This is a genomic window from Parafilimonas terrae, from assembly GCF_900115755.1.
In the GTDB taxonomy this organism is placed as follows: Bacteria; Bacteroidota; Bacteroidia; order Chitinophagales; family Chitinophagaceae; genus Parafilimonas; species Parafilimonas terrae.
This window is the reverse complement of sequence record NZ_FOXQ01000007.1, coordinates 189,260-203,224: the sequence shown is the minus strand read 5'-3', so window position 1 is coordinate 203,224 and position 13,965 is coordinate 189,260. Positions and strand designations below refer to the sequence as shown.

Genomic DNA, 13,965 nt, shown 5'->3' with positions numbered 1-13,965 from the left:
GCATTCATGTTCATAAAACGCAAGCCCTGGCTCTTATTTGCAATATCACTTTTGTATTGCTGCACTGCAATCTCCCAGGAAAAAAAGGATACGATTTATTTTGATGAGTATTGGTCAATATGTGAAAAACCCGTTGCGGAATATTACAGGGTATGTACATTGAACAAAGAGAAATCAATTTTTTATAAAGGAATTGTTGAAGATTATTATATAAATGGCCAATTGGAAATGCGAGGATATTATAATAATAATGGCCTAAAAGAAGGGAATTTTAATTTTTATGCGAAGGATGGAACTAAACTGATAAAGGGCCAATTTTTAGACAACAACATGAGTGGGAATTGGTTTTTTTATGATTTAGAAGGAAAAACAACTGGCATATTTAATTGTAAAAGTGAATCAGATTTTACTCCAATATTCATTATAAATGAAAAAGGTGATACGGTGCTAAAAGATGGTAATGGTAAATTTGTTGTGGATTTGCAGAACCAGTTGCCCGAATTTTATTATGGAAAAAAGAGCTTTATAATTGAAGGCACTGTGGAAGATGGTTTAAAAGAAGGTGTTTTTAATTGTTATAATAAGGTGCCTGAAAAGCGGTTGTTTTTTTCTTTGGTTTATAAGAAAGGAAAACCTAAGCCTAATAGAACTCAGTTCAATAATGGCTTTATTCCAACAGTAACAGATTTCCAGTTTAGTTTAACTCCATCAAACCTGGCAAAAATTGATCAGTTTTATCATACAAATTTTGTGTTCGAATTAGCGCCTAATGGATTGAATGCAGAAAATAAGTTGGTGAATTTCCTGGTGAATAATGAAACGCCGTTTATTGAAGCGAATGCAAAGAATACAAATGATAATGATAAATTGTTTTTTGATATAATAAAAAGCGTTTTGTATGATTCTTTAATCAAATTCCGCTTGGCAAAAGATCCTTATTTTAAAAGATTTAAGTCTCCTGTTACATCTTATTTTAGTGCGGCTTTTTCAAAAAACGAAAAAAGTTCTTTTCTTAAAATAACCGGAAACATTGGATTAACTGTTGATACATCCGGTTACATTGTGAATTCGGTTTATTATTCTAATTTAACGAAGCGGCAAATAAATAAGATGGATTATTATTTCTCGCATATAATAAACCTTTATCCATATTATATGAATGCGGAAAAAGTAATGCACAATGTTAATCTGAAACTAAACATGCTAATTGATACTTTGAAAAATGACTCGTTTCATGTTAGTTATTTAATTTATAATGAAGATTTAGTAAAAGAAAATGATCCTGCAAAATACATAGACACATCAGGCGTTTATAGTGTTGTGCAGGTTGAGGCTAAGTTTCCGGGTAATTGGTTAATGTATATTACCCGTAATTTGAACAGCATGGTTCCTGCCAATAACGGAGCACCTAAAGGAAAATATAGCGTTACCGTTAGCTTTTTAGTTGATGAAACAGGAAACATTTCTGAAGTGAAAGCAGAAAACGATCCCGGTTACGGAACAGCAGAAGAAGCAGTGCGTGTTATGAAAAAAATGCCTAAATGGATGCCTGCTATCAGGGACGGGAAAAATGTAAAATACCGTCAAAAACAAACTATTGTTTTTGTGGTTTCTAATTAATAATGGCAGGTATTAAATACCCGCCAGTTCCAAACTCTTCTTCTTTAATCTTCTTATTTCCACATCTTCAATAACCGGTTCGGGCGATAAGATCAGCGAAGTATTATTTTCCCTCCACCAGTTATTATTTTTTAGTTCAGTGAAAGGCAAAACGCCAACGAGATATTTGCGTTCTGCTTCAGCATGCCATTCTTCAATCCATTCAAATTTTTCTTTGGGAATATATTGCCAGTCATCGAAGCTTACATAAGCTTTGACATAAAAATCTTCGCTTAATTCAGGAACAATATGGTGGTATAATTTTTTATATTCATACCTGTAATTATAGCGCAATGCAGATATGTCGCTCAGCACGGCAGAAGCCGTGGGAAAACTGCCGGCGCCTTTGCCATAAAAAAATTGTTTATCGGCAAAAGAGCTTTCAAGAACAACGCCGTTATATTCATTTTTTACAAATGATAAATGATCATCTGCTTTTACAAACTGTGGCAATACAAACGCAGCCACTTTTCCATTTAATAATTTCTTTGCCTGCGCTACGAGCTTAATGTCGTAATGTTTTTCCTTAGCCACTAATGCATCGCCTGATTGTATATTCTGAATGCCGCTGAAAACAATATTATCCGGATGTTCAACTATACCATACGCATGTGTTAATAAAATGGCCCATTTGTTTACAGCATCCCATCCATCCACATCTAATGTAGGATCACTTTCTGCAAAACCTAACTGCTGTGCCAGCAATAATGCATCTTTAAAGCTCAGGCTTTCTTCAAACATTTTTGTAAGAATAAAATTGGTAGAACCATTTACGATTGCTTTTAATGAATGCAACAAATCGTTATCGTAATATTCTTCCAGGTTTCTTATAACGGGGATGGAAGCACAGGCTGCAGCTTCGCATAAAAACGATTTACCGGTTTGTTTTTGCAGTTCTAATAACTTGGGGAGATGTTCCGCTATCATTTTTTTACTGGCGCTTACGGCATGTTTGCCGTTTAATAAAGCTGTTGAAACAATTTCAAAAGCCGGTTCGCTTTCATTTATCACTTCAACAATTACATTTATTTCTTCATCGTTCAATAATTCATCTTTATCAGTTGTAAACAATTCTTCCGGTGCATTTCTTTTTTTGCCCGGATGTTTAATACAAACCTTTTTTATAGTCGCATTTAAAGAAGATGTTTGCTGAAGCGCTTTGTATAAACCTTCACCTACCACACCAAAACCAAATAAGCCTATCGTTAGTTTCTTATGATATTTTCCGTTGTTATTAATTGCCTTGCCCATATATAAATTATTAGTTGTTATTTATTATTCGTTCAATGTGGTTTATTTAAGAAAATATTCAATATTCAACAAAACAATAATCAATGTTCAATTGCAATTCAGTAAAAATGATTATTGGATATTGAGCATTGATTATTGTTTATTTAAAAAAATAAGCCTTAAATAAATGATATCGGTTAACCATTAATTACACAGTTACCAATGCTTCTTCTTCTACCTTATTATACAAAAATGTTTTAATGGCTTCTTCTATCTGTTCATACTCCAATAAAAACCCATCGTGCCCATAAGGCGAATGTATTTCCCTGAATTCTGCATAAGGCACATGCGCCGCTATAAATTCCTGCTCTGTTGGCGGAAAAAGTAAGTCACTTGAAATACCGATAACCAAAGCCTTTGCTTTAATTTGTTCCAGTGCCTTAACTGTGCTTTCACGGCCCCGGCCAACATTATGGTTATCCATTCCCTTGCTTAAAAAATAATAGCTAAATGCATTAAAGCGTTTAGCCAATTTTTCGCCCTGGTATTGCTGATAGCTTTCTGAACTGCGTTCCCTGCTGTTCAAATTATCCGATGTTATTTTTTGTGTGAGTTTATAAGTATCATAACTCCTGTAAGAAAGCAAAGCGATTGAACGCGCAGTTTTCATGCCTTCCAATCCTGCGTCTACATGGTGTTCTTTCCAGGTAGCATCATTTTCAATTGCAAAACGTTGCGATGCATTAAATGCCACACCCCAGGCTGAATGAAATGCATTAGTAGCAATAGGAATGATATATTGAAACAGTTCCGGTTCTTCTATACTCCACTCCAGTAATTGCTGGCCGCCCATGCTGCCGCCAATGCCGATATGAATTTTAGAAATACCTAAGTGATTTTTTAAATGCCGATAAGTGCGCACCATGTCTCTCGTGGTAAACCAGGGAAATGCATGATACCAGGAATTATTAGTTGCCGGGTTTATATCAAATGCATTGATGCTGCCGTAGCAACTGCCGGGCATATTTACACAAACAATAAAATATTTTTTTGGGTCGAAGAATTTATCGTTGCCCACGAGACCGCCCCACCATTCAGCAGGATCGCTGTTGGCTGTTAATGCATGGAATATCCAAACCACATTGCTCTTGTCTGCATTCAATTTTCCATGCGTGGTATAAGCAAGATGAAAGCCATTTAATACGGCGCCGCTTTCCAGTTTAAATGGTTTATTACAGGTAAACGTTTTTGACACTTTCTTTTTTTTGTAGTTATTCACGAAGTTCACAAGTTCACAGGTTGATTAAGCGCTGTAAACTTGTGAACATTTTAAACCGTGAACATTAAACTTTCATATAAAAATTACAACACAACTATTTAGAAAAAACAGCTTCGAAAGCCTGTTCAAAATCTGCTTTAATATCCTCAATATGTTCTATGCCCACACTTATGCGCACCAGGTTTGGCAGCACACCTGCTGATGCCCTTTCTTCTTCTGTTAACTGTTCATGCGTAGTAGATGCCGGGTGAATGGCCAGGGTTTTTGCATCGCCCATGTTTGCAAGATGGCTGGTAAGTTTTAATGAATTAATAAACTTGCTGCCATTTTCAATGCCACCTTTTATACCAAACTGAAGAACGCCGCCGGCGCCTTTCGGCAAGTATTTTTTTGCCAGAGCATTATAAGGGCTGCTTTCCAAACCGGGGTACCAAACAAATTCAACATTAGGATGCTGTTCGAGCCACTGCGCCAATGCCAAAGTATTTTCAACAGTGCGTTCTACGCGCAGGCTTAAAGTTTCTACACCCTGCAAAAACAAAAACGAATTAAACGGGCTGAGCGCCGGGCCAAAATCTCTTAAACCTTCAACCCTTGCCCGAATAGCGAAAGCAATATTGGGTAACCCGAGTGGATTGCCTTCGCCAAAAGTTTCCCAGAAATTTAAACCATGATAACCTTCGCTTGGCTCTGAGAATTGGGGGAACTTTCCATTGCCCCAGTTATAATTACCGCCATCAACAATTACGCCGCCTATGCTGGTGCCATGACCGCCAATCCATTTGGTTGCAGCAGCTACTACTACGTTTGCACCAAGCTCAATCGGCCTGAATAAATAACCAGCAGCGCCGAATGTATTATCAACCACCAAGGGCACATCATATTCTTTTGCTATGGCTGCAAATTTTTCAAAGTCAGGCACGTTTAAGCGTGGATTGCCTACTGTTTCCAGGTAAATAGCTTTTGTGTTTTTATCAATATGCTTTACAAAATTTTCGGGGTCATCGCTATCGGCGAAACGTGCTTCAATGCCCAGCCTTTTAAAAGAAACTTTAAACTGGTTGTAAGTGCCGCCATACAAATAAGAGGTGGAAACAAAATTGTCGCCCGCCTGTAAAATATTGTTAAGCGCAATAAATTGTGATGCCTGGCCTGAGGCAACAGCAAGGCCCGCAGTACCACCTTCCAATGCAGCAATACGCTGTTCCAATACATCCGTTGTAGGATTCATGATACGCGTATAAATATTGCCGAATTGTTTTAAGCCAAAAAGGTTGGCAGCATGTTCGGTATTGTCAAATCCAAAAGAAGTGGTTTGGTAAATGGGCACAGCACGTGATTTTGTAGTGGGATCAATTTGCTGGCCGGCATGTAATTGAAGTGTTTCAAAACGATAACTCATAAAAAGTTTTTTTTGTATAAGGAATTAATAAATGCTTAAGCTTTTGCTTGTTTTGTGAGAGAGGAATTTTCAATAAAAAACGGGCGAAGCCCGGCGAGGGGGTTATATAGTTATGCCTTGCGGCATACAACAACAAATACAACAAATGCACACGGTAGCTTGTGCAGTAATGATAGTATTAATATTTTGCTGTTTTTGTAACATGCTGTGTAAAAATGCACTGCAAATGTACTTGAGATTTTTGTTTGTCACTTAAAAAATTTTTAATTCATTGTTAAGCTGTTTAATTCACGGCTTTACACAATAGGTTTTTGCAAACATTGCATACATAATTCTTTAAAACTTCCTGGAATAAAACAAAAAGCGCTTCCGGACAAGTCAGAAGCGCTTTGAATATTGTTGAAGATATTTTATGAGCATTAATCCTGACTTATCTCTCCCAATTTTAAATTGGAGTTGGAGTTGGCACCTTTTTCCGGCATAAGCCGGAGTGGTTGCTAAGGCTTCATCGGGCCAATCCCTCTGCCTTTCTTGATAAGTTATAAAGAACCGGGTGCAAATGTATAAAGCTTTGAAAGACCAGTGTAATTTATTTTGTTATGAAAGTGTTGGAAATATGAATTAATGCGGGCAATTGATTGTTACGATGCTTTGCGTTTTGTATGCGAAAGGCTTGCTTTCAATTCAGACATAAGGTCTTTTGCTCCCGAATGCACTACACGCATTTTTGGTGTTGTAAATTTTTTGCCCTTGGCCTTTGCTTTTATAAACTTCAGCAAAGTTTCTGTATAAGTGTCTTTAAAATCCGATATATCAAATTTGCTGCTAAGCTGATCAATCAGTTTTATGGCCATATTTATTTCGGCGGTGCTCACTTTTGAATCGGGCACTTTTATATCTTCCGTGCTTCTTACTTCTTCTGCAAAACGGATTTTATGCAACACTAATATATTTTCTGAGGGCGATATAAGACAAAGGTTTTCTTTATTGCGCAAAACAAAACTGCCTATTGCCGCTTTTTTTGCTTTTACAAGTGAATCGCGCAATAATACATAAGCTTTAGCGCCATTTTTTTCAGGCTCTATATAATATGCGGAATCATAGTAAATGGGTGAAACTTCTTCCACTTTTACAAATTCAGTTATGTCGATTGTTTTTGTTTTTTCCGGGCTGGCTTTTTTAAAATCCTCATCAGTTAGTATCACATATTGGTTATCTACTTTATAACCTTTTACAATATTATCCCAGGCAACTTCTTTTCCTGTTTTTTCATTCACTCTTTTAAACTGGATGTTTGAATGATCTTTTTTGTCAAGCATGTCCAGGTCGAGGCTGCCGGATTGTATGGCACTGTATAATTTAATGGGAATATTTACAAGCCCAAAACTTATTGAGCCGCTCCATAAAGATCTCATATTATTTTTTTCGATATCGGTGAAAATATTGTGCCTGATATTTGAAATGGGGAAGACTTCCCCCAATAAATTTAATAAGACATTGTTTTTACATCGTTAAACAAACGCATTTGCATAAGGCTTGCTGTAAATTGCTGCAGATGGTTTCGTATAAGGCTTTTAAGTGAAGCGCCGAATTTTTTATCCCTCAATAATTTCCTGTATGATTTTAAATAAACTTCTTCAAAGAAATCGCAAACGCTTTCAACGCTTGAAATTTTTTTCACAGGCATTAGTTTTTTGTTCTCAGTATGATGCTCGTCTTCATTGTCGTTACATATCATAGAATCAATGTGGGCGCGTATTTCATTCTCACACTGCAGTGATTCTGATGTTAGCATATACATGCACTTTGCAAATGGTTTGTCAAAGCTGGCATTAGCCGCAGCTTCAAGGGTTTTGCGGGCTTCGCACATTTTGTTTACCATGTTTTTTAAGCGCATGCAGATGTAAGAATAATGCGCTGCTTCATTTGGAGTAACCGTCACAAATACCATAACACTCGCTTTTAATTGTTTAACAAATGCCGCAAATTATATGCCCGTACTAATGGTATGATTTTAGCAAATGATTAAATTCTCAGAACTTTTTCCAGACTGCCGAAGGGAACTAAAATTACTTAATTTATCTCAATTATATGCGAAAGACAATTTTTCAGTTTTTCCATTGGTATTATCCAAAAGGGAAGCTGTGGAAGCAGGTGATGGAGCAGGCGCATCATCTCGAATGGTTAGGGATTTCAGATGTATGGCTTCCGCCTCCATATAAATCATCTGCCGGCGCAGACGGCGTGGGTTACGACGTTTACGATCTTTTTGATCTTGGTGAATTTGACCAAAAAGGTTCGGTGAAAACCAGGTATGGAACTAAAAAGCAGTTTATTAATGCGGTAAAAACTTTACACAAACATAACCTGGGCGCCATGGGCGATATTGTGCTTAACCATAAAAACGGCGCTGACGAAACCGAAAGAGTGAATGTTATAAAGGTAGATTACCAGGATCGCAATAAAGTTATTTCAGAGCCATTTGAAAAAGATATTAATACAAAATATTATTTCCCCGGGCGTAATAAAAAATATTCTGAATTTGTTTGGGATTTTCATGCGTTTACCGGCATAGATGAATGTTCCAGCGACAATGAAAAATGTATTTACAAAATCATCAATGGTTATGGTGATTTATGGGATGATGTGGTGGGGGATGAGTTTGGCAATTTTGATTACCTGCTTGGCGCTGATATAGAATTCAGAAACCCTAATGTTACCGCTGAACTGAAATACTGGGGCAAATGGTTTATTGAAACCTGCTATATAGATAGCCTGCGCCTGGATGCGGTAAAACATATTTCGGCGCGATTTTATAAAGAATGGCTCGATTATCTTAAAGAAACATTTCAGAAAGATTTTTTTACCGTTGCCGAATACTGGAGCAGCGATCTAAAATACCTGCACGAATATCTTGATGTAATGGAAAACCGGGTGCAGCTTTTTGATGTACCGCTCCATCGTAATTTTTTTGATGCATCCAGGCAGGGCAAAGATTTTAACCTGGCCGGTATATTTAATAACACTTTATTGCAAACACGTTCGCAAAGTGCTGTAACGTTTGTTGATAACCACGATACACAACCCGCGCAGGCGCTGGAATCTTTTGTTGATTACTGGTTTAAGCCACATGCTAACGCCTTAATATTATTGCGGCAGGAAGGTATTCCCTGCGTATTTCATCCAAGTTATTATGGCGCTTCCTATAATGTGAATGGCAATGATATACATCTTGCACCCGTTCCCAATTTGTATAAAATGCTGATGATACGAAAGAATTTGTTTGAAGGCGAACAGCATGATTATTTCGATCATCCCAATTGCATAAGCTGGTTTGTTTCGGGCACAGAACAAAACCGCAATGCAGGTTTTGTGGTGGTGTTATCAAACGGCGATGATGGGTTTAAAGAAATGAATTTAAGCGGCCTGAATGGGAACAGAAAATTTATTGATGTAACGGGAAGCTTTGCAGATGCCGTTGTTACAAACGCTGATGGCGCAGCAATTTTTCCGGTAAAATCGCGTAGCATAAGTATATGGATTAAAGAAGAAGCGCTTGAATCCATAAAATAAAATATCAACGGAAATATAATCTATGAAATGGGGAATAATCGGCCCTGGAAATATTGCCAGGGAATTTGTAAACGACTTACAATATGTCAAAGATGAGAAATGTGAGGTGGGCGCTGTGCTGGGCCACACATATGCGCATGCAAAAGAGTTTGCACATCAGCATGCGGGCTTTGCAATAAAGGATATAAATGATCTATTAACGCAAAGGCCTGATGCGGTTTATATTGCAACACCGCATCCATTGCATTACGACCAGGCGCTGTTTTGCCTTGAAAATAAAATACCGGTTTTATGCGAGAAGCCGCTTGCTATAAATGGGAAACAGGTGAGCGGGCTTATTGAAGCATCCAGAAAACATAATACTTTTTTAATGGAAGGTTTGTGGACACGTTTTCTTCCAAGCTTTCAATTTCTTTTTAATGCCATCCAGTCAAAAACGATAGGTGAAATATTGCATGTGCATGCCGATATGAGTTTTATAGCAGAGAAGGATAAAACCAACCGCTTTTTCAATCCTGAGCTGGGCGGAGGTTCTTTGCTTGATGTGGGTGTTTACACTATTTATTTGAGTTATCTTTTATTGGGTAATCCTGATAAAATATTTGCCTGCGGAAAAGTAAACGAATCACATATTGATGAAACCTGTGGTGTTACGCTCAAATATGATGACGGGAAATATGCTATGCTTGAATCTTCCATCATTACACAAACACAAAACAATGCATGGATTTATGGCAGCAAAGGAACGATACGTGTAAAAAGGCCCTGGACTGAGCATCCCGAAAGAATTGATGTTCATATTATTAATGCACCAACGCAGGAACATTACCCTTCGTGGCAGGGCAGGGGCTTTCAGTATGAAATAGAAGATGTTATTAAATGCCTGCGCAACAATAAAATTGAAAGCAGGATTATTCCGCATAATGCAAGCCTTGATGTTGTGAAAATCATGGACGATGTGCGTTCACAGCTTGGCATTGTTTATCCTCATGATGAATGAATATTACTGGCCAGGCGCTTTATGAAACCACCTGATCTGTTTTACCGCTTAAAAGCATTAGACCGGCAGTTATCCATTATGTTTTTTATTTACCTGAAAATATTTAGATATTTGTCTAAATATACAAACGTTTAAATGAATATTGTATTTAAAGCTTTGAATGATGCAACCCGCCGGCAGATACTCGAAATGTTGCAGAAAAATGACCTTACGGCGGGCGAAATAGCAGAGAATTTCAATATTTCATTTCCCAGTATTTCGCATCATCTTGATTTACTGAAGCAGGCGAAGCTGGTAACCACCAAAAAAGAAGGCCAGTTTATTTATTATTCATTAAACACAACGGTAATGGATGAAATTGTAAAATGGCTTTTACAGTTTAAACCTAAAAAGAATAAATAGTATGAAGACACTGCTACGCAACATCATCTGGCTGGTATTGCTTGCGCCTGCCGTTTACCTTGCTGTTGTATGGAATAAAATTCCTGCAACAGTTCCCACGCATTTTGATATACATGGCAATGCGGATGGTTATAGCAGCCGTGAAAGTTTCCAGCGCATTATTGTTGCATTGATTATTATTAACGCAGGCGTGTATTTAATCGTGAGCAATATTTACAGGATCGATCCCAAAAAAACGGCATCCCTGAATAAAGACCGCATGCAAAGAATGGGTTTATATGTGTGTGCTTATCTTTCAGCCATTTCCATGATGGTTATTTATGCAAGCATGCACAACGATCCATCTGTAATAATGAAATTTGTTTTTATTGCAATGGGCTTATTATTTGCATTGATTGGAAGCAATATGTACAATATAAAACCTAATTATTTTGCCGGCATGCGCCTGCCCTGGACGCTGGAGAGTGAAGATAACTGGCGCCGCACACACAGGTTAGCAGGTAAACTTTGGTTTTTTGGCGGCTTATGTATAGCCCTTACGGCTTTTATATTTGCCGGTGATTCGGCCTTGTATGTAAGCGCAGTAATTATGGCTGCAATAATTATTATTCCGGTAATTTATTCGTACAGAATTTACAAGAATCAAACAAACAAATTATAAGTATGAAACTAAAGCTCTTAATAATTGCCATAAGTTTTTTTGCAATTAACAGGCTAACTGCCCAGGCAAATTTTTCAGGTATGTGGAGCGCAACGCTTAAAGTGGCTGGAGACATCAGGCTTATATTGCACGTAAAGCTGCAACCGGATGAAACCTATACGGCTACCTTTGACAGCCCCGATCAAAAAGCTATTGGCATTAAATGCGATACCGTTTTAATAACCAAAGACGCTTCGGGAAATGAGCTGCTTACTTTTACTATCAGTAAATATAAAGTAAGTTATACAGGTAAGCTGCTGAATGATACAACGCTTTCCGGCACCTTTACACAGGTGGCCAATGTACCGCTTGATTTTCACAGGGGCGTAGTGCCGCCGCCACCCGTGGTTCTTCGTCCGCAAACACCAAAACCACCATTCCCATACAGGAGCGAAGAAGTGGTTTATACAAAGAATGGTTTGCAATATGGTGGAACCATCACCATTCCGCAAAACGGCAAAAAGTTTCCCGCTATAGTATTGATTACAGGTTCCGGGCAACAAGACCGCGATGAAACAATATTTGGCCATAAACCTTTTGCTGTATTGGCTGATGCGCTTACCCGTGATGGTTTTGTTGTGTTGCGGGTTGATGACCGCGGCATAGGTAACAGCACCGGCAATTTTGCAGCTTCCACTTCAGCAGACTTTGCAAAAGATGTAAACGCTTCGCTTGACTATCTAAGATCAAGGCCTGAAGTAAATGATAAAAAGATTGGCCTGCTTGGCCACAGTGAAGGCGGCATGATTGCGCCAATAGTTGCATCTGCGAGAAAGGATGTAAAGTTTATGGTTTTGCTTGCAGCGCCGGGCGTAAAAATCATTGATTTGATGGCAGAGCAGAATGCAGCCATTATGCGTTCTGCAGGAATGAATGCTTCATTTTCAGAAAACTTTAAATCACTGTATAAACAATTGATGCCTGTAATAATGAACGCGCCTGATACGACCTCGGCGTTAAATAATGCTTTGCCGATATTAACTAACTGGCAGGCGAAAATTGATACAACAGACCTTCATAAACTTGGCTTTAAAACACCTGATGATAACAGGCAATATATTAAGGAACAAATAGCAATGGCATCCACGCCCTGGTTTAAATATTTTATACAATTTGATCCGCAGCCTTACCTAACTAAATTAAAGAAAGTGAAAGTGCTTGCGTTAAACGGCAGTAAAGACATACAGGTTGTAGCAAGCCAGAATTTGCCCGCAATACAAAATGCATTAATCAGTGGTAAAACAAAAAAATTCCAGGTAAAAGAATTGCCCGGCCTTAATCATTTATTCCAGGCCTGCAAAACCTGCACAGTTGCTGAATATGGAAAACTGGAAGAAACAATTTCCCCTGTTGCATTGCAGGCAATTACAACATGGCTTAATCAAAATGTGAAATAGAATGAACTATCTCGCCCATGCCTGGCTTTCCTTTCATCAGCCCGAAATATTAGTGGGCAATATGATAAGTGATTTTGTGAAAGGTAAAAAGCGGTTTGAGTTCAATGAAGCAATTCAAAAAGGCATAATGCTTCATCGCAACATAGACACATTTACCGATGAGCACCCGGTAACAAAAGCGGCAAAGCAATTTTTTAAACCTGCAGTTGGCTTATATGCAGGCGCTTTTATTGACATTGTGTATGATCATTTTCTTGCGCGGGACAAGAATGAGTTTGAAGATGAAGGCCTCTTGCAATTCTCACAGTTTGTTTATAAAATTCTTGAAGAAAACAGTAATGCCCTTCCGGAAAAATTTGCCCGTATTTTTCCTTATATGAAAGGCGATAACTGGTTATATAATTATCAAACTTTACATGGAATAGAAAAGAGCTTTGGAGGGCTGGCGCGCCGTGCGAAATATCTTGATAACAGCGCTGAAGTATTTGCTGCTTTTGAAAAAAACTATGAAGAATTGCAGGAATGTTATAATGAATTTTTTCCAGCGGTTAAACAGTTTGCCTATAACGAATTGAAAAGATTGAGCTGATAATTTACTCATGTTATAATACAAAAATGGCTGCATTGTTATTTATGCAGCCATTTGTTTTGTGTATATATATTGAATTAATTTTTAGCAGTATTTACCGGTTTATTTGCATTGGCATTAGTAAATTCTTCCTCGCCGGTTACTGTTCCGTTTGCAGCTATATTCAAACAATATAATTTATCGTTTTTTTCAACTTTTACTTCGTAAGAAGTACTGTTGCCGCTGGTAGTTTCCGTTACGCCTTTTATAGTGCCTGAACTTACTTTTTTATTCAACGTCATTACAATGTTTGTTGGCAAATCCTTTCCATCAGAATATTTCCATGAGCGCATAAATGCTCCTTTTTTATTGTACAATATTTTTTCAAAATTGCCATTCTCATAAAAGCTTACAAAGTAGCCACCTTCTGCTTCATTCCATTTTACATTCACTGCATTGGGAAATGTTTTTTTAAATTGTTCAACAATTTTTGAGCCCGGTGCGGCTGCCACTGACAATGCTAATAATAATCCGCTTGCACATGAAACCAAGATCTTTTTCATAGTATTTAATTTTTATTTTTTTGAAACTTTATTTTGATTTTGATAATCGAATGTAGGCGGAGCAATAAGCGCATGCAAAGCATTATACACCACTGGTTTGTTAAAGACAGTTAAATATCATGCAATCATTCATGTTACATTCCCTAAATAAAAAAACAGGCAACTAAAACCGGATTTTTAACCACTGAAATA

13 protein-coding genes and 1 riboswitch are annotated in these 13,965 nt (G+C 37.7%); of the genes, 7 read left to right on the top strand and 6 right to left on the bottom strand.

Annotated features, from left to right (window positions below; translation table 11 throughout):
• The first annotated feature begins 6 nt into the window (after positions 1 to 6).
• A complete protein-coding gene (locus tag BM015_RS13165; RefSeq protein ID WP_177191903.1) occupies positions 7 to 1,620 on the top strand; it encodes an energy transducer TonB in 1,614 nt (537 codons plus the stop codon).
• 12 nt (positions 1,621 to 1,632) lie between these two features.
• Here the strand turns inward: BM015_RS13165 and BM015_RS13160 are convergent, their stop codons facing one another.
• The 5 genes from BM015_RS13160 to BM015_RS13140 form a co-directional block, all read right to left on the bottom strand.
• Positions 1,633 to 2,910, bottom strand: coding sequence for a homoserine dehydrogenase (locus BM015_RS13160; protein WP_090659129.1), 1,278 nt, complete (start codon positions 2,908 to 2,910; stop codon positions 1,633 to 1,635).
• Positions 2,911 to 3,097: 187 nt separating this feature from the next.
• Positions 3,098 to 4,144 carry a homoserine O-acetyltransferase family protein gene (locus BM015_RS13155; protein WP_090659213.1) on the bottom strand — a complete coding sequence of 349 codons (1,047 nt, stop codon included), beginning with the start codon at positions 4,142 to 4,144 and terminating at the stop codon, positions 3,098 to 3,100.
• A gap of 118 nt (positions 4,145 to 4,262) precedes the next feature.
• The gene (locus tag BM015_RS13150) at positions 4,263 to 5,570 is read right to left on the bottom strand and encodes an O-acetylhomoserine aminocarboxypropyltransferase/cysteine synthase family protein (RefSeq protein ID WP_090659127.1); all 1,308 of its coding nucleotides are present in this window, start codon (positions 5,568 to 5,570) and stop codon (positions 4,263 to 4,265) included.
• Positions 5,571 to 5,997: 427 nt separating this feature from the next.
• A riboswitch (SAM riboswitch) is annotated at positions 5,998 to 6,111 on the bottom strand.
• A 100-nt stretch (positions 6,112 to 6,211) separates the two neighbouring features.
• Positions 6,212 to 6,985: a non-homologous end joining protein Ku gene (gene ku / locus BM015_RS13145; RefSeq protein ID WP_090659125.1), complete on the bottom strand. Its 774-nt coding sequence runs from the start codon at positions 6,983 to 6,985 to the stop codon at positions 6,212 to 6,214.
• Between the two features lie 71 nt (positions 6,986 to 7,056).
• Entirely contained in the window at positions 7,057 to 7,521 is a 465-nt protein-coding gene (locus BM015_RS13140; protein ID WP_090659123.1) for a hypothetical protein, read from the bottom strand.
• A gap of 140 nt (positions 7,522 to 7,661) precedes the next feature.
• Here BM015_RS13140 and BM015_RS13135 point away from each other — a divergent pair, with 140 nt between their 5' ends.
• The 6 genes from BM015_RS13135 to BM015_RS13110 all read left to right on the top strand — a co-directional run bounded on the left by BM015_RS13135 (position 7,662) and on the right by BM015_RS13110 (position 13,231).
• Complete coding sequence (locus tag BM015_RS13135) at positions 7,662 to 9,143, top strand: alpha-amylase (protein WP_090659121.1); 1,482 nt, start codon at positions 7,662 to 7,664, stop codon at positions 9,141 to 9,143.
• A 22-nt stretch (positions 9,144 to 9,165) separates the two neighbouring features.
• Positions 9,166 to 10,143: a Gfo/Idh/MocA family protein gene (locus BM015_RS13130; RefSeq protein WP_090659120.1), complete on the top strand. Its 978-nt coding sequence runs from the start codon at positions 9,166 to 9,168 to the stop codon at positions 10,141 to 10,143.
• 135 nt (positions 10,144 to 10,278) lie between these two features.
• Positions 10,279 to 10,545 carry an autorepressor SdpR family transcription factor gene (locus BM015_RS13125; RefSeq protein ID WP_090659118.1) on the top strand — a complete coding sequence of 89 codons (267 nt, stop codon included), beginning with the start codon at positions 10,279 to 10,281 and terminating at the stop codon, positions 10,543 to 10,545.
• Between the two features lies 1 nt (position 10,546).
• On the top strand, positions 10,547 to 11,206 hold the full coding sequence (locus BM015_RS13120) for an SdpI family protein (protein WP_090659115.1): 660 nt from the start codon (positions 10,547 to 10,549) through the stop codon (positions 11,204 to 11,206).
• Positions 11,207 to 11,208: 2 nt separating this feature from the next.
• The gene (locus BM015_RS13115; RefSeq protein ID WP_090659113.1) at positions 11,209 to 12,642 is read left to right on the top strand and encodes an alpha/beta hydrolase family protein; all 1,434 of its coding nucleotides are present in this window, start codon (positions 11,209 to 11,211) and stop codon (positions 12,640 to 12,642) included.
• A gap of 1 nt (position 12,643) precedes the next feature.
• Positions 12,644 to 13,231, top strand: a complete 588-nt coding sequence (locus tag BM015_RS13110) for an acyl carrier protein phosphodiesterase (protein WP_090659111.1) — start codon at positions 12,644 to 12,646, stop codon at positions 13,229 to 13,231.
• Between the two features lie 77 nt (positions 13,232 to 13,308).
• Here the strand turns inward: BM015_RS13110 and BM015_RS13105 are convergent, their stop codons facing one another.
• Positions 13,309 to 13,773: a hypothetical protein gene (locus BM015_RS13105; protein ID WP_143075859.1), complete on the bottom strand. Its 465-nt coding sequence runs from the start codon at positions 13,771 to 13,773 to the stop codon at positions 13,309 to 13,311.
• Positions 13,774 to 13,965: the final 192 nt, after the last annotated feature.